At 72.3% G+C, this 20577-nt stretch carries 17 protein-coding genes; 11 read left to right on the plus strand and 6 right to left on the minus strand.

The window, feature by feature from the left end; genetic code table 11:
- The first annotated feature begins 607 nt into the window (after window positions 1-607).
- A complete protein-coding gene (locus ACZ6C1_RS01130) occupies window positions 608-1156 on the plus strand; it encodes a hypothetical protein (RefSeq protein WP_469236509.1) in 549 nt (182 codons plus the stop codon).
- Window positions 1157-1327: 171 nt separating this feature from the next.
- Here the strand turns inward: ACZ6C1_RS01130 and ACZ6C1_RS01135 are convergent, their stop codons facing one another.
- Entirely contained in the window at window positions 1328-2125 is a 798-nt protein-coding gene (locus ACZ6C1_RS01135; RefSeq protein ID WP_469236511.1) for a nucleotidyltransferase domain-containing protein, read from the minus strand.
- Between the two features lie 125 nt (window positions 2126-2250).
- On the opposite strand from ACZ6C1_RS01135, the gene lon reads away from it, so the two are divergent.
- A complete protein-coding gene (gene lon / locus ACZ6C1_RS01140) occupies window positions 2251-4668 on the plus strand; it encodes an endopeptidase La (RefSeq protein WP_469236513.1) in 2418 nt (805 codons plus the stop codon).
- Window positions 4669-4734: 66 nt separating this feature from the next.
- Here lon and ACZ6C1_RS01145 read toward each other — a convergent pair whose 3' ends face one another.
- Together ACZ6C1_RS01145 and ACZ6C1_RS01150 are read right to left on the minus strand one after the other, a co-directional pair.
- On the minus strand, window positions 4735-5520 hold the full coding sequence (locus ACZ6C1_RS01145) for a trypsin-like serine peptidase (protein WP_469236515.1): 786 nt from the start codon (window positions 5518-5520) through the stop codon (window positions 4735-4737).
- Window positions 5521-5550: 30 nt separating this feature from the next.
- Window positions 5551-6531, minus strand: a complete 981-nt coding sequence (locus ACZ6C1_RS01150; RefSeq protein WP_469236517.1) for a TrmB family transcriptional regulator — start codon at window positions 6529-6531, stop codon at window positions 5551-5553.
- A gap of 149 nt (window positions 6532-6680) precedes the next feature.
- Between ACZ6C1_RS01150 and ACZ6C1_RS01155 the strand changes: the two genes are divergently transcribed.
- Complete coding sequence (locus tag ACZ6C1_RS01155) at window positions 6681-9488, plus strand: M4 family metallopeptidase (protein ID WP_469236519.1); 2808 nt, start codon at window positions 6681-6683, stop codon at window positions 9486-9488.
- Between the two features lie 96 nt (window positions 9489-9584).
- Here ACZ6C1_RS01155 and ACZ6C1_RS01160 read toward each other — a convergent pair whose 3' ends face one another.
- Window positions 9585-10157, minus strand: a complete 573-nt coding sequence (locus ACZ6C1_RS01160; protein ID WP_469236521.1) for a TetR/AcrR family transcriptional regulator — start codon at window positions 10155-10157, stop codon at window positions 9585-9587.
- 119 nt (window positions 10158-10276) lie between these two features.
- Between ACZ6C1_RS01160 and ACZ6C1_RS01165 the strand changes: the two genes are divergently transcribed.
- Window positions 10277-11068, plus strand: coding sequence for an SDR family oxidoreductase (locus ACZ6C1_RS01165; RefSeq protein WP_469236523.1), 792 nt, complete (start codon window positions 10277-10279; stop codon window positions 11066-11068).
- A 126-nt stretch (window positions 11069-11194) separates the two neighbouring features.
- Window positions 11195-11677, plus strand: a complete 483-nt coding sequence (locus ACZ6C1_RS01170; RefSeq protein WP_469236525.1) for a MarR family winged helix-turn-helix transcriptional regulator — start codon at window positions 11195-11197, stop codon at window positions 11675-11677.
- Window positions 11678-11722: 45 nt separating this feature from the next.
- Here the strand turns inward: ACZ6C1_RS01170 and ACZ6C1_RS01175 are convergent, their stop codons facing one another.
- The gene (locus ACZ6C1_RS01175) at window positions 11723-12499 is read right to left on the minus strand and encodes a hypothetical protein (RefSeq protein WP_469236527.1); all 777 of its coding nucleotides are present in this window, start codon (window positions 12497-12499) and stop codon (window positions 11723-11725) included.
- A gap of 369 nt (window positions 12500-12868) precedes the next feature.
- Between ACZ6C1_RS01175 and ACZ6C1_RS01180 the strand changes: the two genes are divergently transcribed.
- From ACZ6C1_RS01180 to ACZ6C1_RS01200, 5 genes are read left to right on the plus strand one after another with little or no spacing between them, the layout of a single operon-like run.
- Entirely contained in the window at window positions 12869-15709 is a 2841-nt protein-coding gene (locus tag ACZ6C1_RS01180) for a nitrate- and nitrite sensing domain-containing protein (protein ID WP_469236529.1), read from the plus strand.
- Window positions 15706-16215, plus strand: a complete 510-nt coding sequence (locus ACZ6C1_RS01185) for a roadblock/LC7 domain-containing protein (protein ID WP_469236531.1) — start codon at window positions 15706-15708, stop codon at window positions 16213-16215. Before ACZ6C1_RS01180 ends, ACZ6C1_RS01185 begins: the two co-directional genes overlap by 4 nt.
- The gene (locus ACZ6C1_RS01190; RefSeq protein ID WP_469236533.1) at window positions 16212-16622 is read left to right on the plus strand and encodes a DUF742 domain-containing protein; all 411 of its coding nucleotides are present in this window, start codon (window positions 16212-16214) and stop codon (window positions 16620-16622) included. Before ACZ6C1_RS01185 ends, ACZ6C1_RS01190 begins: the two co-directional genes overlap by 4 nt.
- The gene (locus ACZ6C1_RS01195) at window positions 16603-17232 is read left to right on the plus strand and encodes a GTP-binding protein (protein WP_469236535.1); all 630 of its coding nucleotides are present in this window, start codon (window positions 16603-16605) and stop codon (window positions 17230-17232) included. The genes ACZ6C1_RS01190 and ACZ6C1_RS01195 overlap by 20 nt, the downstream gene beginning before the upstream one ends.
- 16 nt (window positions 17233-17248) lie before the next feature.
- On the plus strand, window positions 17249-18484 hold the full coding sequence (locus ACZ6C1_RS01200; protein WP_469236537.1) for a styrene monooxygenase/indole monooxygenase family protein: 1236 nt from the start codon (window positions 17249-17251) through the stop codon (window positions 18482-18484).
- Between the two features lie 111 nt (window positions 18485-18595).
- Here ACZ6C1_RS01200 and ACZ6C1_RS01205 read toward each other — a convergent pair whose 3' ends face one another.
- Window positions 18596-19579 (minus strand): BtrH N-terminal domain-containing protein, encoded by a 984-nt coding sequence (locus ACZ6C1_RS01205; RefSeq protein WP_469236539.1) that lies wholly within the window; start codon window positions 19577-19579, stop codon window positions 18596-18598.
- 214 nt (window positions 19580-19793) lie between these two features.
- Between ACZ6C1_RS01205 and ACZ6C1_RS01210 the strand changes: the two genes are divergently transcribed.
- Window positions 19794-20564, plus strand: a complete 771-nt coding sequence (locus ACZ6C1_RS01210) for a hypothetical protein (protein ID WP_469236541.1) — start codon at window positions 19794-19796, stop codon at window positions 20562-20564.
- The last annotated feature ends 13 nt before the right edge of the window (window positions 20565-20577 follow it).

The following is a 20577-nucleotide window of genomic DNA, read 5'->3' on the forward strand; positions in this document are numbered from 1 at the left end:
CCGAGGACACCCCGGGCCCTCGCCGTCGGCTTCGTACGATTCCGGTCAGTGGCCGGGGGACCGGCGGCCCAGCGCGCTGTGGAGCGCCCGGCCTGGGCGGTCGCGCCGGGGACGCCCGTGGTGGCGTTCGCCTCCGCGCCGGCGGTTGTCCTGTGTCCGCGCCACGATGCGCCCGAGGCCCGGCGTCGACGCCCCGGTACCTCTTTAGGCGCCCGAGGCCCGGCGTCGACGCCCCCGGTACCTCTCTATACGGTCCGCCCCCGCGGCCGCCCCGGTCGGCGCCGCCCCCGCCGCCACGGCGAGGGGGCGCCCCCCGCCGCGGGGAGCGTTCCGTCCGCCGCGACGACCCGGGCCCGGAAGCCCCCGTCGTGGCCATGGGGGCGGGGGTGCCACGGAAGGCAGCCCACCCTTGACCCAGGTGGATGTAATGGCTGCTGAGGCCGCGAATCCATTACGCCCCGGATGATGGTGAGGCGCCAGAGGGTTTCTGTCCGTCAAAAGGTGACAAAAGGTGCGTAGTTGGTCACTCCTTGTTTCACTGACGCCGAGGCTGCCGAGTACCGGCGCCCGTCGCGGATCACAGCGGAAGAAGGAGAAAGAACGCAGCATGAAGATCACGAGCAGCACCCTGAAGCGGCTGGCCGTCCCGGCCCTGGTCGCGGGCCTGGCCCTCCCTCTCGTCGGCGCGACGCCGGCCGGCTCCGCCGAGGCGGGCGCCACGGTCACCCGCTACAGCGGGACGGTCACGCTCAACGCGCGTACCGGTGTGGAGAACAGGGTCACCTTCTCCGCCAACGCGGCCCGCGAGCTGGTGGTCCGTGACGCCTCCGGCCTCAAGATCGGCCCGGGGTGCAGACGTGCGGGGACCGACGGCACCACCGCCGTCTGTGGTTCGCTGGCCGCCGTCGTCCGCGTCCGGGCGATGGTCCGTGACGCCGACGACGTCGTACGGGTCAACGTGGCCGAGGCGAGCACGGTCGATGCCGGCAACGGCCGGGACCTGGTGCAGACCGGCGCGGCGAACGACACGATCAACGTCCGGGACGGCGAGGGCGGTGACCGGGTGGAGACCTGCGGCGGCGGCACCCACGACACCTTCTTCGCGGACAGGGCCGACATCATCCCCATGACCTGCGAGAACCGGTTCTTCGAGTAGAACCGGTCCCCCGGGTCGTCGCCGGCCCGGGTCACCTCCGGCCCGGGGTGTGTCCCCGCCCGCGCGGGCGCCGCACCCCGGGCCGCGGCGTGCGACGGCTCGGGGGGTGGCTCGGGTGCACCCCTCGGGGGCACGGCTCGGGGCTCGGCTCGGGGCTCGGCCGAGGGGGGCTCAGGGCCGCGGCGCCTTCACGCCGTGCGCCGCCCGGTACTCGGCCGCGAGCCACGGCCCCAGGTCGTCGATGAGCGTGCCCAGGACGGCCGGGTCCGCCCCCGACGGGTCGCGGCCCACCGCGAGGGCCGTCCGCATCTGGGCCCCCCGCCGCGGGTAGTGCTCCGCGAACGCCCCGGCCATCTCCTCCAGGTCGCTCGTCCAGTCACCCATGTGCGGCATCACCAGCGTGAAACCGGTACGCACCAGATGGCGGCCCACGTGGCGGCCCAGCCGTGACCGTTCCGCTTCCGTCGTGGCCTCGGCCGCCCGCCGCCGCCATCGGGGCAGGAGCACCGCGAGGTCGCCGTTGGTCTCGCGGGCGAGCAGTGAGGTGGGCCGGAAGCGGGGCAGCCGCCCGGCCAGGTCCTCACCCAGCAGCGGGGTGCACAGACAGGCCACGAAGAAGCCCAGGTCGTACCGTTCGAGCTCGCTCAGCAGCGTGGGGACCCCGAAGAGCAGGGCCCCGACGCCGTCGACCTGCGCGAAGCGGCGGTCCAGCTCCGCCTCCAGCCCCGCGACCGCCTCCCGGTCGGCACCGTCCGGTTCCTCGCGCAGGGCGATCAGCAGGTCGAGATCGGACACACCCGGCGTGGCGGTGCCGCGCGGAATGCTGCCGTACAGATAAGCGCTGTGCAGTCGCGTGGGCACGAAGGTCTCCGCGATCCGCACACGCGCGGCCTCGACCACCGGGGCGAAGGCCTCCGGTACCCGGTCGAGCGAACCCTCGCGGGCCAGCGTTCCGTCGTCGTTCAGCATGGGCCCACTCTGCCCGCTCCGCGCCGCGAGGCGTTGATCGCTCAGAGCGAACAAGGTCGGGGAACACCACGGCAGTCACAAGCATTGAGTGTGTACAGCTCAACTTGACTGCCGAAGGGGAGATCATGGCTTCGACGTCCACACCGCTCACCTTGCCCGTGCTGCCGCTCGACGACGAGGTCGTGCTGCCCGGGATGGTGGTACCGCTGGACCTGTCCGACTCCGAGGTACGAGCCGCGGTGGAGGCCGCCCAGGCCGCCGCGCGGTCCTCGGGGGCGCAGGGCAAGCCCAAGGTCCTGCTGGTGCCGCGCATCGACGGGACGTACGCGGGGATCGGAGTCCTCGGCACCGTGGAGCAGGTCGGGCGGCTCTCCGACGGTGACCCCGGCGCGCTCATCCGTGGCCGTGGACGCGTGAAGATCGGCGCCGGTACGACCGGCCCGGGCGCCGCCCTGTGGGTCGAGGGCACGACCGTCGAGGAGTCGGTGCCCGACCCGCTGCCCGGTCAGATCACCGATCTCGTCAAGGAGTACAAGGCGCTCGCCACCAGCTGGCTCAAGAAGCGCGGCGCCTGGCAGGTCGTGGACCGCGTCCAGCAGATCGACGGCGTCTCCGCCCTCGCCGACAACTCCGGCTACTCGCCCTTCCTGACCGTGGCTCAGAAGGTCGAGCTGCTGGAGACCGAGGACCCGGTCGCCCGCCTCAGGCTCGCCACCGAGCAACTGCGCGACCACCTCGCCGAGCAGGACATCGCCGAGTCCATCGCCAAGGACGTCCAGGAAGGCGTCGACAAGCAGCAGCGGGAGTTCCTGCTGCGCCGCCAGCTCGAAGCCGTCCGCAAGGAGCTCCGCGAGCTCAACGGCGAGAAGGACGGCGAGGAGTCCGACGACTACCGGACCCGCGTAGAGGCCGCCGACCTCCCCGAGAAGGTGCGCGAGGCCGCCCTCAAGGAGGTCGACAAGCTGGAGCGGTCCAGCGACCAGAACCCCGAGACGGCCTGGATCCGCACCTGGCTCGACACGGTCCTGGAGATGCCGTGGAACGAGCGCACCGAGGACAGTTACGACATCAAGGGCGCCAAGGAGGTCCTCGACGCCGAGCACGCCGGCCTGGAGGACGTGAAGGAGCGCATCACCGAGTACCTCGCGGTGCGCAAGCGGCGCGCCGACCGTGGCCTGGGCGTCGTGGGCGGGCGGCGCGGCGGTGCGGTGCTGGCGCTGGTCGGTCCGCCCGGGGTCGGCAAGACGTCGCTGGGTGAATCGGTCGCGCACGCCATGGGACGGAAGTTCGTCCGGGTCGCCCTCGGCGGCGTACGCGACGAGGCAGAGATCCGCGGACACCGGCGTACGTACGTGGGCGCCCTGCCCGGCCGGATCGTGCGGGCCGTCAAGGAGGCCGGGTCCATGAACCCCGTGGTCCTGCTCGACGAGATCGACAAGGTCGGCTCCGACTTCCGGGGCGACCCGGCGGCCGCGCTGCTGGAGGTCCTCGACCCGGCGCAGAACCACACCTTCCGCGACCACTACCTGGAAGTCGAACTCGACCTGTCCGACGTCGTCTTCCTCGCCACCGCCAACGTCCTGGAGGCCATCCCCGAGGCGCTCGCCGACCGGATGGAGATCGTCCGCCTTGACGGCTACACCGAGGACGAGAAGGTCGTCATCGCCCGCGACCACCTCGTGCCCCGACAGCTGGAGCGGGCGGGTCTGGAGAGCGGCGAGGTGACGCTGGACGAGTCGGCGCTGCGCAAGCTCGCGGGCGAGTACACCCGCGAGGCGGGCGTCCGGAACCTGGAGCGGTCGATCGCCCGGCTGCTGCGCAAGGTCGCCGCCCAGCACGAACTCGGAGACCAGGAGCTGCCCTTCACCATCGGCGAGGGCGATCTGCGCGCGCTCATCGGGCGCCCGCACCACGTGCCGGAGTCCGCCCAGGACCCGGCCGAGCGCCGCACCTCCGTACCCGGTGTCGCCACCGGGCTCGCCGTCACCGGCGCGGGAGGTGACGTCCTGTTCGTGGAGGCGTCGCTGGCCGACCCGGAGACCGGCGCTGCCGGGCTGACACTGACCGGCCAGCTCGGTGACGTGATGAAGGAGTCCGCGCAGATCGCGCTGAGCTTCCTGCGCTCGCACGGCGCCGAACTGGAACTGCCGGTCACCGGCCTGAAGGACCGGGGCGTCCACATCCACTTCCCGGCGGGCGCGGTGCCCAAGGACGGCCCGAGCGCGGGCATCACGATGACGACGGCCCTCGCCTCGCTCCTGTCCGGGCGGCTGGTCCGCACCGACGTCGCCATGACCGGCGAGGTCTCCCTGACCGGCCGGGTCCTGCCGATCGGCGGCGTCAAGCAGAAGCTGCTGGCCGCGCACCGGGCGGGCATCACCACGGTGATCATCCCCAAGCGGAACGAGGCCGACCTCGACGACGTACCGGCCGAGATCCTCGACAAGCTGGAGGTCCACCCGGTCACCGACGTCCGCCAGGTGCTGGAACTCGCCCTGTCCCCCGCGACGACGTCCACCACCGCCGAGCCCGTCGCGGCCTGACGACGGCCCGGACGGCCCGGCGGGGAGCCCCGTGGTGCACCCACACCACGGGGCTCCCCCACGCCCTCACCCGCCGGAGGCCTTGACCGCCCGGTCGTACAGCGCCCTGGTGCGCGCGTCGAAGAGGACCGCCGTCGACTCCGTGTCCGTGTCGCCGCCGCTCAGGACGCCGATCAGCCGGCCGTCGGCGAGCCAGGGGCTGCCGCTCGTGCCGTCGAAGAAGCCGCCGCACTCCATCACCATCGAGTCGGCCAGGTCCGGGTCCCGCCGGGTGTCCGTGGTGCAGGAGATGGGACCGTCGGCCGGATTGCGGCCCTTGTTCGGGTAGCCGACCACCGTCACCCGCCGCTCCGGACCCGACGCCCAGTCCGGCCGCGCCGCGCCCACCACCTGCTGCACCTGACGGCCCCGGCTGTCCGCGTCCAGCGTGAGGAACGCGTAGTCATGGGCGTCCGCGTCGTCACCGGCCGCCTTCCACTCCTCGGCCACCTGCACCGTACGCACCTTCCACGTGCCGTACGGGGCCGGGTCACCGTCCTTGCCCCGGTACGCGGGGGCGAACGAGAAGCCCGAGCTCGCCGCGCCGTCCGCGTACACACAGTGCGCGGCGGTCGCGACGACGTTCCCCCTCGGGCTGTCCACCACGCTCGCCGTGCACCAGTGGCCGTCCTCGTCGAGCAGGACGCCCACCGACGGCAGCCCGGCGGACGGCACCGCCGAACGCTGCGGCGCCGGCGGCCCGCTCGCCGCCACCCCCACCTCCGGGCGCGCCACCGAATGCGACGGGCCCCCGCACGCGGTGGCGGTGGTCACGACGGCGACGATCCACAGCAACGGCCTCTTCCAGCGCATACGGCCCATCCTCGCCCATCGGCGCACCGGTCAGACATCCAGCCATCCCCGTGACGCGGCCCGCGCCCCCGCCTGGAACCGCGTCCGGGCGCCCAGCGACTCCAGCAACCGGCTGATCCGCCGCCGCGCCGTGTGCACATGGACGCCCAGGCGGCGCGCGATCGCCTCGTCCTTCAGCCCCGCCGCGAGCAGCGCCAGCAGCTCACGCTGCGCCCCGGGCAGCCCGGCCGCCGCGTCCTCCGCAGCGCCCAGCGGCTCGGCCCGCTCCCACACCGCCTCGAACAGCGGCAGCAGCACCCCGCACAGCAGCCCGTCGCCCACGACCAGCGCCGCCGCCCGCGGACCGGCGGCCTCCGTCGGAGGCAGCAGCGTGACCCGCCGGTCCACCGCCACCAGCTTCGCCGGGACGTCCGCGGCGACCCGTAACCGAAGTCCCCGCCCCGCCAGGCCGGTCAGCGCCCGCACCCGCCCCGGGTCCGCGAGCCCGGCCCGGTCCAGTACCGCCCGCACCCCGACGCCCCGCGCCAGCAGCGACTCGACGTCCAGCGTGGTGAACGGGGGCCGGTCCAGCACCAGGACCTCCCGTTCCGCGCCGTCCAGCAGCCGTGCGGCCCGCTCGGCGATGGCCCGCCGGCCCCTCACGACGTCCACGCGCCCCCGTTCGCCTCCCTGGGCGCCGGCGTCCCCGGCGAACCGGTCCGCGGCCAGCCGTAATCGCGCCAACTCGGCCGACCTCATGTGCAGTTCCGCCTGGCGGCGGTGGATCAGCGTACGGATGGCGGCGGCGGGCGCGGCCGGGTGCGGCAGCGCGTCGCCCTCGTCGGAAGGGTCGGGCGGCCGGGCGAAACCGTGCTCGACGAGCCGGTCGAGTGCGGCGTTCAGCCGCTCGCGCGGCAGGTCGAGCAGCCGCGCCAACTCCTCCGCCCCGTCCGCCTGTTCCGCCAGCAACGCCTCGTAGGCGCGCTCCTCGGTCCTGCCCAGGCCGAGAGTGGTCAGTTCTCCCTGGATCATGCGTCGGATTCTCACTCCGTCTTCACAGGCCACACAAGTGTGCGTGTCCACTTCTCAACCCTGCGCATCCGTTGCCGCGTTGCCGCCCCACGGCTTGCATGGCCATGACCACCTGAACGGCTGACCAGCACGTGGGAGGGATACGGACCGTGCGCGAACCCAGCACGCCCAGCACGCATTCGGGAACATCCGGCATACGGGCGGGGGCCCGGGCGGCGGCTCTGCTCGCCGCCGCCGGGCTCCTGATCACCGCGGTTCCGGCCTCGGCGGCGACCCCGCCGGCCACCGAACCGCCCGCCGACGTCATCCCGGGGGCGAGGACCGCGACACCCGCCCTCGTCGACGGCCTCAACGAGGCGACGGACGCGAAGGCGAGCCCGGCGGACGCGGCGCGCGAGCACCTCGCCGCCAAGGAGAGCCGCTACAAGATCGCCGAACCGGGGCGTGATCTCGCCCCCGTACAGACGCTGAAGCGGGGTGCCGAGGAGACCGTACGGCTCCAGCAGAAGCACAAGGGCGTGCCCGTGCTCGGCGGGCAGTACGTGGTCCGGATGGAGAAGAAGGGCGGCGAGCGGGTCGTCACCGGCACGTCCGGCAAGTACTTCACGGGCCTGACGACCGAGGTGGACCCGGCGGTCGCCAAGGACGTGGCGGTGCGCCGCGCGGTGGCGGCGACCCTCGCGCGGCTCGGCGGCCACCGGCTCTCCAGGACCGACGCGAAGAAGACCACGCCGCTGAGCGGCACCGTCGGGGGACTGGTGGTCATCCCGCGCGGCGAGGGTGTCCCGGCGTACCACGTGACCGTCCGCGGTACCCATCCGGTGACCGGCGCGCCCGTGCTCCAGCACGTGTACGTGGACGCGCGGGCCGGCTTCCCGGTCCTCCAGTACAGCGGCATCAAGACGCTCACGCCGCCGAAGGCCGCGGCGGGCACGGCCGCCAAGAAGGCGGAGGCCCCGGCCGACCCGGGCACCGGGGCGGCCGTCGGCAGCGGCACGCTGCTGAACGGCGCCAAGGTGGACCTCAACGTCAGCAAGGCCACGGACGACCGGTACGTGATGGCCGACCGCGCCCGGATGGCGGACGGCAGCAAGGCCGCGCTCACGACCTGGGACGCGCGCGACAAGGACGTCTACGAGGTGCTGGGCGGCTGGCCCGCCGACCTCAAGGAGTTCGGCTCGCCCAGCGCGGAGTTCGGCAAGGACGCCACGGAGGCGGGCGCGGTCGACGCGCACTGGGCGGCCGGGCAGGTCTACGACTACTACAAGAGGCACCACGCCAGGGACGGCCTCGACGGGCGCGGCTCGGCGGTCAACAGCCTCGTCGGCGTGACGCAGTTCGGCATGCCGTACGTCAACGCCTTCTGGGACGGCACCAAGATGGTGTACGGCTCCGGCGACAGCGAGTACAAGCCGCTCTCCGCCGACCTCGACGTGGTCGGGCACGAGATGACGCACGGCGTCGTGGAGAACACCGCCAACCTGGTCTACGCGGGCCAGTCCGGCGCCCTCAACGAGGCCGTCGCCGACTACTTCGGCAACGCCATCGACGTCACGCAGTCCGGCATCGCGATGGACCACCCGGACTCGGGCCTCATCGGCGAGGACCTGTGCCGCAAGGCCACGCCCCGCGCCTGCGCGCTGCGCGACCTCAACGACGGGGCCACCACGTCCAAGGACTTCCTCGGCGCCACCTTCGGTACCGACAACGGCGGTGTGCACCTCAACTCGACCGTGTTCTCCGGCGCCCTGTGGGACATGCGCCAGGACCTGGGCGCCGAGCTGGCCGACCGGATCGTGTACAAGGCGCTGACCGAGTACATGACCCCGCTGGACGGCTTCACCGACGGCCGCAACGCGGTCCTGGCCGCGGCCAAGGACCTGGGCGTCACCGGCAAGCGGCTGAACACCGCCAAGCGGTCCTTCAACGCCCACGGCATCGTCCCGGGCTGGGAGGCGGCCCTGGGCGTCGACTCCGACGAGCTCCTCGGCAAGCTGAACATCACCGGCACCGGCGTACAGGCCGGCGGCGGCTGGTGGACGGTCGCCAAGTCCAACGACGACGGCACCGAGCCGTACTCCGTCTACGCCGGCCGCGCGGACGGCAAGGGCACGCCGAAGCTCATCAGCCCCAACGACGGTCGCTACCACGTCTACCCGGCCACGGACGGCAAGACCGTCGTCTGGGCGGCGTACGGCGCGACGAGCGTGGACATCCTGTCCCGGCCGATCGCGGGCGGTCCCATCAAGAGGCTGTACACGTCCAGCACGTCGGACGTCGCGGGGCTGCGGGTCGAGAACGGCGTCACGGTCTTCGAGACGCTCGGCCTGTTCACCCGGCACGTCGTCCACCTGCGCGCGGGCGACCGTGAACCCACGTACGTGGACGGCGGCGGCGACGACGTCCTGACCGGGCTGCCGTCCATCGCCCACGGCAGGATCGCGTACGCCAAGCTCTACCCGGAGGGCGGCGAGTACCGGCTCGGCGTGGAGCTCCTCGACCTGAAGACCGGCAAGAAGACCATGACCGAGCGGCTGGACGAGCCGCAGACCCTGGGGCAGACCGGCCTCAACGGCAGCCATGTCTTCTGGCTCACCGACGCGAACATCGCCGACGACGGCCAGATGGGCATCCGCCGGGCGAACGTCGACGGCACCGGGGCGTACGACATCAGCGCCGAGAGCAAGCCGGGCGCGCTGATCGCGGCCGAGCTGACGGTCTCGGAGTCGGCGGTCACGGTCAACGCGGCCCTGCCGGACACCGCGTACCGCAACGAGACGCTGCCGAAGAACTGGCAGCTGACCACCGACGGCACCCGCAAGGAGCGCGTCTCCTGCAACCGCGGTGAACAGCTCTCCCCGGCCGCGCTCGAAGGCACCCAGGTCGTCTGGATCGACGGCACCACCGGCTGGACGAACCTCGTCACCCGCTCCCGCCCGGCCGGCCGCTGCGGCTGACACCACCGGTCCCGCCCCGGCCGCTGCGGCTGACACCGCCGCTGCCCGCCGCTTCCCCGACAGCCCCCCGGCGCCCGTCCGCGCCGGGGGGCTCCCTCATGCGCCGACTCCGCGCAGCAGGGTGTCCACCACCCGCGTGGCCAGGTGGTCGACGGCCTCGTCGTCGGCGTCCCGGCCCTCCTCCGCAGCCTCGTGGATCAGGGCGTAGTAGACCCGGCGGGCCCAGTCCAGGTCGGTGTCGGGGCGCAGCAGACCCTCGTCGCGGGCACGGCGGAAGACCCGGTCGCACTGGTCGAGGATGTCGGCGTGGACGTGTGCCACCTCCGGGTCGGCGTTGGGGACCCGGCTCATGGCGAAGCCCCAGCCGATCTTGACCCGCAGCACATTGGCGGTCACCTGGTACAGGGTCACCAGCGGTGGGGCCGTGTGCGGGCGGGCCGCCTCCACCGCCTCGTGGAACTGGCGGGTGGCCCACGCCGTCAGGGCGGCGACCAGTGCCTCGCGCGTGGCGAAGCGGCGGTGGACGGTGGTGCGGGCGACGCCCGCCGCGGCCGCGATCTGCTCCATCGTCGCCGCCGGATCGGCGCTGAGGACGCGTTCGGCCGCCTCAAGGATCGTCCGTACGGTCCGTTCCGCGTCGGCCCGGAGGGTCTGCCGCTTGATGTCCATGACCACGATCGTACGACAGAGACGCCGTTCGGCCCCTACTTGCAACATCGATGTAGCAAGTCTTAAGGTGATTGCATCAACGGAGACGCGACTGTGTGTCGAGTGAAGGGGGAACACCCATGGACCTGCACCTGACCGGAAAGACCGCCGTGGTCACCGGCGCGAGCCGCGGCATCGGACTGGCCGTGGTCGAGACGCTCACCGCCGAGGGCGTCACGGTCGTCGCGGCCGCCCGCACGGTCACCCCGGAACTGAAGGAGACGGGAGCCCTCGCCGTGCCCGTCGACCTGGCCACGCCCGACGGCCCCGCGCACCTCGTCGAGCGCGCGACCGCCGAACTCGGCGGCGACCTCGACATCCTGGTCAACAACGTCGGCGGGGGAGACGGCGGCGAGGGGCAGACCGGCGGGTTCCTGTCCTTCACCGACGAACAGTGGCGGCAGACGCTCGACCTCAACCTGCTCGCGGCCGTACGCACCAGCCGCGCCGCCCTCCCCGGGCTGGTGCGCAGGCGCGGCGCCCTGGTCAACATCTCCTCCAACGGCGCCCGGCTGCCCCACGCGGGCCCCGTCCCGTACACCGCCGCCAAGGCCGCGCTGACCGCGTTCGGCAAGGCGCTGGCGGAGGAGTTCGGCCCCCAGGGCGTCCGCGTCAACACGGTCTCCCCGGGCCCGGTGCGCACGGCCATGTGGGAGAGCCCGGACGGCTACGGCGCGGAGCTCGCCCGCGCGATGGGCGTGACCCGGCAGGAGCTGCTGGCCGGCCTCCCGGCCGCGATGGGGATGACCACGGGCCGGCTCGTCGAACCGTCCGAGGTCGCGGCGCTCGTCGCCTACCTCGCCTCCCCACTGGCCGGCAGCACGGCCGGGGCGGACTTCCTGATCGACGGAGGCGCCGTCAAGACCGTGTGACCGGCCCGGGCGAGGGCCATGGTTCCGCCGCCGGCCCATGCCTGCGAAATACTGGGCGAGCTGCGGCGATGGCCGCCGCCGAAACCGGCTCTCGACAGCCGAGGAACGCGCGCGAAGGGTGCTGACGTGCAGGGAAGCCGTACGGGGAGTGACGCCGAAAGCGACGAGGGATGCGGTGTGGACCGCGAGTTCCTCGCCCTGGAGCGTGAATTGTCCGTCTTCCTTCGCCGAGCCCGCGCCTCGTCCGGCGAGATGGCCCGCGAGGTCCACCCGGAACTCGAACCCGCCGCATACGGCCTCCTCGTCCGCCTGGACGAGGCCGGCACACAGCGGGCCACCGATCTCGCCGGATACTTCGGCGTCGGCAAGGCCACCATGAGCCGCCAGCTCCGCGCCCTGGAGGACCTCGGGCTCGTCGCCCGCGACCCCGACCCCGCCGACGGCCGTGCCTCCCTCGTCCGCCTCACCGACGAGGGCCGCAGCCGATTCCGCCACGTACGCGACGCCCGCCGCGCCCGCTACGTACGCAAGCTCGCCGACTGGGACCGCGCCGAGGTCGCCGAGCTGGCCCGGCTGCTGCACCAGTTCAACACCTCGGCCGAGAGCTGAACCCCCGAAGGGACCTTCCGGCCCCGCGTCGACGGGGCCGCCCCCTCAGAGTTCGACGTGGACAACCGTCGCGTCGTCGTGCCTCTTCCAGCGGTACGCGTACGAGGGCGACGCCTCCAGCTCCCGCACCCGGGCGATCAGCCCGCGCGCGCCCTCCTTGCCCACCACCGCGAAGCAGTCCGCCCAGTCACCCATCCCGAACACCTCCGTCCAGCGCGTCGCCCCGTCCGTCATGGCGACCAGCGCCCGCACCTCGGCCGACGGGACGCTGCCGGTGACCGCGCGGACCGCCACCGACGGGTCCGCGGCCGCGGTGAAGAAACCGCCCTCCTTGTTCCGCACGGTCGTGTCCGTGATCGCGTGCGACGCCAGCGAGCCCGGCGGCAACCGGTCGAGCCGGTCGTCCACCACGGCCCGCACCGCCCCCTCCGGCGACCGGAGCAGCAGCACCGAGTCGGCCAGCACCAGATACTCGACGCTCAAGGCGTTCCAACGCGCCACGACCACCGTCGCCTGAGGCGTGCGCACGTGAGAAAGGTCACACATGCCGCGGTGGGCGTCCGCGGTGCGCCGAATTGCCTCCGACAGGATCTCGGTCAACGTCAGGTCCGGGCGGGAACCGGACAGTTCGGTCAGGGCGCCACCCAGCCTCGCGGTGAACCAGGGCACCGAGTGCACACAACCGTCATCGTCGATCGGCGGCGTGACCCCGTCCAGCACCACCAGAGCACCTCCCTGGCCGGACGCGGGAACCACCACGGAAGCCCAGTCCTCGTTGGGGCGTTCCGGCGTGCCCGGGACGGACGAGATCTCGCTCTGCATGGGTCCAGTCTGCATGACTTCTTCACACGACCCCCAAGAGACGGGAATCGGCCCGTACCGGCAGGTCAGCATGTGGGCACGCCCGGAGTTCCGGCCCCCGGCGAGATGCGGGCGGGCATCCTGTCAAAGCCCGCGTGGATGTTTCAACCCGTCCCCCCGAGGCCCCCTCGGGCACGCGCCCGGGAGAGTTGTTCGCCAACTCGGGAGTGTTGTTCACTCGTTCGGGTGGCGGAGTGGCCGACGTGTGCCTCCTTCAACAACGGCGCTGGAATGGTCGAGAGCCGTACCAGGGGTTGGGGGGCTGTTCGCACACGTGACCGGTCGTCACCTCTGCTTCATGGGCGGACGAGTTCAAGAATGTGAGCACCGGTGCAGAAGCGCAGTGAGACTCCCGGCGACCCCCAGGCACCGGGCGGCCGCCGCGTACGCGTACGCAGCCGGCTCGTCGCCGGCGTCGCCCTGGTCGGGATCACCGTCATAGGGGCCGGAGCGCCCGCAGTCCTCACCGCCTCCGGCGACCTCAACGACTCCCAGCGACTGGTCACCCTCGCCGAGCTCAACCGGCAGGCGGTCACCCTCGCGCACTCCCTCGCCGACGAGCGCGACGAGGTCACCGCGTACATCGCCGCCGGACGAGGCGCCCGGACCGACAACCCCGACGGGGACGGCGCGGCCGGTGCCGGAACCGGCGACAAGGCGAAGACGCCCTCCGTGGACACCGCCCACCGCGCCCGCGTCGACCGGCAGATCGAGGAGATCCACGCCGCCGCCCCCGACGACCTCCGCCGTGAACTCGCCGGCCTCCCCGCCGTCCGGCGCACCGCCCTCACCGGCAAGGGCACCGCGATGGAAGCCCACCGCGCCTACACCGACGTCATCACCAAGCTCCAGGCCCTCTCCGCCGAGCTCGCCGACAAGACCCCCGCACGCGCCGCCGACGCGGGCGCCGGCACCCACGCCCTGACCGAACTCGGCCGCGCCGTCGACCAGGCCTCCGCCACCCGCGGCCTGCTCCTCGGCGCGCTCGCCGTGCCCGGCAAGAAGAAGACCGGCCTCGTCTACGACCCGGTCACCGGCCAGTACGTCGAGCCCGAGGACCCCGCCGCCGACGAGGCCGACCGAGCCCGCGGCGCCCTCAGCGCCGCCGCCCAGCAGTCCCGCGTCCGCGAACAGGCCGCCCTCGCCGACTTCGACCAGGCCGCCCCGCCCGCCGCCCGGGACTCCCTGGCCGCCACCGTCACCGGCCCCGAGGTCAAGAGCGCCGAAACGTACCTCGCGCGCCTCACCGACCGGCCCGAACTGTCCGACGACGAACGCAAGACCGACCAGGAGAAGCTCCGGGCGACCCTCACCGCCCGCATCGAACAGATGCGGGGCGTCGAGTCCTCCCTCGCCACCGGTGAGGTGCGCCGCATGGAGCAGCTCCGCGACGACGACGTCACCGCGCTCGAACTGCGCATCGCGCTCCTCGGCGGCTGCCTGCTCGTCGCGATCGGTGTCTCCACCGCCGTCGCCCGCACCCTCACCCGGCCGCTCGCCGTCCTCCGCATCGGTGCCGCCCGCCTCGCGGAGACGCCCGAGACGGAGGAGCCGGTCCGGTTCACCGGCCGCAACGACGAGTTCGCCCAGGTCGTACGCTCCCTCAACACCCTGCACGGCAAGCTGCGCGACCTCGGCGCCCGCGCCGAGCAGCTCGACGCCGAACGCACCGACGCCGTCGCCGCCCGCGAGGCCCTCGCCGCCGAACTGGCGACGCAGCGGGCCGAACTGCGCGACCGGACCACCGAGGTCAGCGCCGAACTCGAGGCGCTGCGCGGCAGCGTCCACCACACGTTCGTCAACCTCTCCCTCCGTACGCTCGGGCTCGTCGAACGGCAGCTCGCCGTCATCGAGAAGCTGGAGGAGCGCGAGCAGGACCCGGAGCGGCTCGCCACGCTCTTCAAGCTCGACCACATGGCCACCGTCATGCGGCGGCACAGCGAGAACCTCCTCGTCCTCGCCGGCCACGAGCACAACCACGCCCACCAGGGCCCCGTCCCGCTGGTCGACGTACTGCGCGCCGCCGTCAGCGAGATCGAACGGTACGAGCGGGTCACCATCCAGTCGCTGCCGCCCCACGCGTACGTCGCCGGGTTCGCCGCCGACGACCTCTCGCACCTGCTGGCGGAGCTGCTGGAGAACGCCACGTCCTTCTCGCCGCCGGACGCGAAGGTCCAGCTCTCCGGCTGGCTGCTGGAGAGCGGCGAGGTGATGCTCTCCGTCGAGGACACGGGCATAGGGATGACGGAGGGCCGGCTCACCGAGCTGAACGCCCGCCTGGCAGACCCGGAGGCCCTGCCCGAGTCGGAGGCCGACCGGGAGGGCGAGGGCCTCGGCATCCGCGTCACCGCGCTGCTCGCGGCACGGCACGGTGTACGGGTCCGGCTGCGCGACCAGAAACAGGGCGGCGTGACGGCGGTCGTCGTCCTCCCGCCCGCCCTGCTCCCGGACGCCCCGCCGACCGCCCTGCCCCCGTCGGTCACCGTCGCGGGCACGGCCCCCACACTGAACCTCCCGGGCTCGGTCGCCGAAGCCAACTCCAACACCCTGCCCGGCGCCCGCACGGCCCGTGACCCCATGGTCGCCGCCGCCGAAGCCGCGCTCCGCGCCACGCCGGAAGCCACCGAGCCGGCCGCCGCCCCGGAGGACGACGCCGTCGAGCCCGAGACGACCCTCCAGGTCCGCGCGCCGCGCGAGCCGGAGCCGCAGCCCGACCCCGAGCCCGAGGCGGCGACCGAGCCCGAGACCGGGCCCGAGACCGAGCCCGAGACGGCGACCGAGCCCGCGACCGAGCCCGAGACGCCCGCCGACGAGCCGGACACCCACGAGCGGGCGGACACCCACGAGCGGGCCGACGAGCACAAGGGCGACGACCACGGGGCCGACGAGCACGAGGCTGGGGAGCCGCGCGTACGCGAGCCCAAGTGGGAACGCGTCACCGACAAGGGCCTGCCCAAGCGCACACCCAAGATCGTCGAGCCGACCGCGCCGCCCGCCGGGCGCAAGGGCGGCGTCGACGCCGAGGCGCTGCGGCGCAGGCTCGGCGGGTTCCACAAGGGCGCCATGGAGGGCCGCCGCGATGCCGAGGCGGAGATCGCGGAAAGCACGCAACAGTTGGAAGCGGTACGTACCGAAGAGACGGGGGACACAGTCGAGGAGGCACGCAGTTGACTGCGACGACCGGCAGTACCACCGGCACCGCAACGTTCGGACTGAGCAGCGAGGCCAAGAACCTCCAGTGGCTGCTCGGCAACCTCGTCGAGGAGGTGCCAGGGGTCCGGTCCGTGGCCGTCGTCTCGTCCGACGGGCTGCTGCTGCTCTCCTCGGACCCGGCGGAGCGGAAGGGCAAGGCCCCCGCCGACCAGGCCCGGTCCGACGGGCCGCGCGGAGCGGCCGCCGACCTCGCCACCATCGTCTCCGGCATCGGCAGCCTCACCATCGGCGCCGCCAAGCTCATGGACGGCGGCAACGTCAAGCAGACGATGGTCGCGATGGAGGAGGGCAGCGTCTTCGTCATGACGATCAGCGACGGCTCCCTCCTCGGCGTGCACGCCACGCCCGACTGCGACATGAGCGTCGTCGCGTACCACATGGCACTCTTCGTCGGCCGCGCCGGACACGTACTCACGCCCGAACTCCGCAGCGAGCTGCGCAAGTCGATGGAGAGTGCCGAATGACCTCCGCATCCGCCGCCGGCCGACTGCCGGTCCGGGGCGGCGGGCGGCGGCCCGCCCGCGTCCGCCCCTACTCGCTCACCGGCGGCCGCACCCGCTTCGCCCACGTCCTGCTCGTCGAGACGTTCGTCGCCGCGCTGGAGGCGCCCGAGGAGCGCAAGGAACTGACGAACGGCGGCCTCGCCTCCCGCGTCATGCCGGAGATGCGGGCGATCGTCGAGATCTGCCGCCGGATGCGTACGGTGGCCGAGATCTCCGCGCTGCTGAAGATGCCGCTGGGCGTCGTCCGGGTGCTGCTCAGCGACCTGGCGGACCAGGGGAGAATCCGCGTGTACGGCACCGGTCACGGCACCGGCCAGCCCGACCGCGCACTGCTCGAAAGGGTGCTGAGTGGTCTCCGTCGCCTCTGAGATACCCGTGGAAGAGCCCGAGGCCCAGGAAGAGGTCCAGGCCTGGCAGCTCGACCACACCCGCGCCCCCATCGCGACGAAGGTCGTGGTCGCGGGCGGCTTCGGCGTCGGCAAGACGACCTTCGTCGGGTCGGTCTCCGAGATCACGCCGCTGCAGACCGAAGCGCTGATGACGCAGGCGAGCGAGGACACCGACGACCTCTCCGCCACGCCCGACAAGCTCACCACCACCGTCGCCATGGACTTCGGGCGCATCACGCTCGACGACGACCTGGTGCTGTACCTCTTCGGTACGCCGGGACAGCAGCGTTTCTGGTTCATGTGGGACGACCTGGTGCGCGGCGCGATCGGCGCGATCGTCATGGCCGACACCCGGAGGCTGACCGACTGCTTCCCGGCGCTCGACTACTTCGAGAGCTGCGGCCTGCCGTACGTCGTGGCGGTCAACCACTTCGAGGGCACCGAGCTGTTCGAGGCGGAGGACGTACGCGAGGCGCTCACCGTGCCCAAGGACGTACCGATCGTGATCATGGACGCCCGGAAGCGGATCACGGTGGTCGAGTCACTGCTGGCGCTGGTCGCCCGTGCCCTCGAAACCACCCCTGAGTAAGGAAAAGAGACCTTCGATGCGGAAGATACTCATCGTCGGAGCCGGGCAGTCCGGACTCCAGCTCGCCCTGGGGCTCCAGTCGCAGGGCTACGAGGTCACCCTGATGTCCAACCGCACGGCGGACGAGATCCGGGCCGGCCGGGTGATGTCCACGCAGTGCATGTTCCACACCGCGCTCCAGCACGAGCGGGACCTCGGCATCAACTTCTGGGAGTCCCAGGCCCCGCGCATCGAGGGCCTCGGCGTCTCGGTCGCCGCGCCCGACGCCTCGCGCGCCATCGACTGGGTCGGCAAGCTCGACGGGTACGCCCAGTCCGTCGACCAGCGCGTGAAGATGGCCGGCTGGATGGAGACCTTCGCGCAGCGCGGGTGCCAGCTCGTGATCCACGGGGCGGCCGTCTCCGACCTGGACTACTTCTCCCGCACCTACGACCTGGTGCTGGTCTCCGCCGGCAAGGGCGAGCTGGTGTCGATGTTCGGCAGGGACGCCTCCCGCTCCCCGTACAGCGAGCCGCAGCGCGCGCTCGCCGTCGCGTACGTGCACGGCCTCGGCCCGCGACCCGAGCACCCGGACTTCGACGCGGTCCGCTGCAACCTGGTCCCCGGGGTCGGCGAGCTGTTCATCATGCCGACCCTCACCACCTCCGGCCGGGCGGACATCCTCTTCTGGGAGGGCATCCCGGGCGGCCCGCTGGACGTCTTCCAGGGCGTCAAGGACCCCTCCGAGCACCTCTCCCTCACCCTGGAGCTGATGGAGAAGTTCACGCCGTGGGAGTACGCGCGCGCCACCAAGGTCGAACTGACCGACGCCAACGGCACCCTCTCCGGCCGCTACGCCCCCACCGTCCGCAACCCCATCGGCCGGCTCCCGGGCGGAGGACTGGTCCTCGGCGTCGCCGACGTCGTCGTCGCCAACGACCCGATCACCGGCCAGGGCTCCAACTCGGCCTCCAAGTGCGCGGCTTCCTACCTGGCGTCCATCGTGGAACACGGCGACCAGCCGTTCGACGAGCCCTGGATGCGGCAGACCTTCGACCGCTACTGGGACACCGCCCAGCACGTCACCAAGTGGACCAACGCCATGCTCGGCGTCCCTCCGGAGCACGTCCTCAACCTCATCGGCGCCGCGGGCGGGCTCCAGCCGGTGGCGGACCGCTTCGCGAACGGTTTCAACAACCCGGCGGACTTCGAGGACTTCTTCTACGACCCCGAGAAGACGGCGGCCTACCTGGCCTCGGTCACCGAAGCCTGACCGCGTCTCCGTTCACATCCGGTGCCCCCGGCCTCGACCGGCTGGGGGCACCTCGCTCAGCGCTCGCGGCACCGCTGCCGGCGGCCGGCCGACGGCCCGCCGGGCAGGGACCTAGAGCATGCTGAGTGCCCGCATCGCATCCCGTTCGATGCGCGCGAGCTCATGGAGGACGGAGCCGGCCCGCAGGAGGTTCTTCTCGTCGCCGGATTCGCCTGCCGCGGTGACGAGCGCGGCCACCTCGGTCCAGAGGATGGCGGCCTCGGTGTACAGGCTGTGGCCCGTGCGCAGGTGGCTGCTGTCGATGAGCTGGGCACACTCGGCAAGGAAGTCCCGGTAGAGATTGCGGAACAGGGCGCCGCCGGTGCCGGCCCTCTCCATGAGGGTGGCGGCCCGCGGCAGGTCCTCCTGCGGATTGCCGCTGCGCTGAAGCCAGTTCGGCACGTGCCCGGCGGTCTTCTCGATGCCCCGGTGACCCAGGTTCGCGATGGGCGGATTCAGGAAGGCGTCGGCGCAGGCCCTGATCGCGGGGACGATCCGGTCCTCCGGTGACGTCAGGCCGGTGGGCGCGGCGATGGTGAAAGAGCGGTGCTTGGCGGTCATGGGGCCGCGCTCCGCTCTGGCCCTGGCCAGGCCGGCGAGGCTGGTCGAGACGGCTCCGCCCTGCGGGGCGGTGTCCACCAGGTAGGCGTCCTGTTCGTCGTAGCCGTACATGGCCACGACGTGTCCGCCGAAATGCACCTTCGTACGGAAGTAGTCCAGGTGGTAGCTGTCGAGCTGGAGGCCGACCGGCCGGCCGGCGTCGATGGGTGCCGCCACGTTCTGCCACGCCTTGCGCGGCGAGGTCGTCTCCGCGACCACAAGGTCGAGTCCGAGTACGGAGGCCAGGTTCCTCGTGAGCTCGAACGGCTTGACCCGGCCTCCCAGGAAGGGGAAGCCCATGCCCTTGCTGTCCCAGTAGATGAAGGACAGCCCGGAGCCGAGCCCGAACAGCATGGGCTCGGACAGGTCGAGCCCCTCGTGCCGCAGCAGCACGCCCAGCGCGGTCGTCTCGCAGTGCTGCATTCCGCGGAGATCGATGTCTTCCACCATGGCCATGCCGTTCATTCTCCTCCCCACCGGACGACAGCGCTGCCTCACCGGCAGCGGTGGTTCCTCCTGGATTCACCGAGTGGACGCGGCGACGGAATGGCGCACGCGGCAGGGCCGCCAACCCGACGTCACAGATCCGTCACTTCCGGAGGATCAGCCTCCCCCGGCCGCCCGCCCTGCCGTTACGGTCATGTCTCCACGAACCACCCTTGGGGGACGAATGAGTTGGAACTCCCAGACCCAGCCCCAGTGGGGGCAGCCTCCGACGCCGCCCGGAGGGCGGCCCGGCTGGGCGCGGAAGCGGGTCGTCATTCCTTCCGCGGCCGGCCTGTTCTTCGTCGGCGTCATCGTCGGTGGCGCCGGAAGCGATACCACGGAAGCCGCGAGCAGCGCGAAACCCGCGCCCAAGGCGACGGTCACCGTCACGGCGCAGCCCAAGCAGGCCGCACAGTCGGACGGCAAGTCGGCTCCGACGAAGGAGAAGGCCAAGCCCTCCGCCGAGCGCAACGGCAAGGAAGTCCCCGTACCGGACTTCGTCGGCATGGGGCTGCAGTCCGCGCAGGACACGGCCCAGGCCAAGGGCTTCTACAGACTGTCGTCGCACGACAGCCTGGGCCGAGGCCGTATGCAGGCCCTTGACCGGAACTGGAAGGTCTGCTCGCAGAACATCGCCGCCGGCAGGACGGTGGCCACGACCTCCAAGCTGGACTTCGGCGCCGTGAAGCTCGAAGAGAGCTGCCCCGCCAAGGACCGGAAACCGCTGGAAGCGGTCGGCGGCAGGATGCCGAACCTCGCCGGGCAATCGGTGAAGACGGCACGAGAGGCCCTCGACCCGGGGACATCGGTCACTGTGACGGATGCCGCCGAGGGCCGCATGGTGCTGATGGAGAGCAACTGGAAGGTGTGCACGCAGACGCCCGGTCCGGGGACGGAACTCACGGGGCAGCCGGTCGAGTTCACCGCGGTGAAGTTCGAGGAGGACTGCCCGTAGGGGCCGCGTTCCC

The organism is Streptomyces sp. NPDC041796 (genome assembly GCF_055590785.1).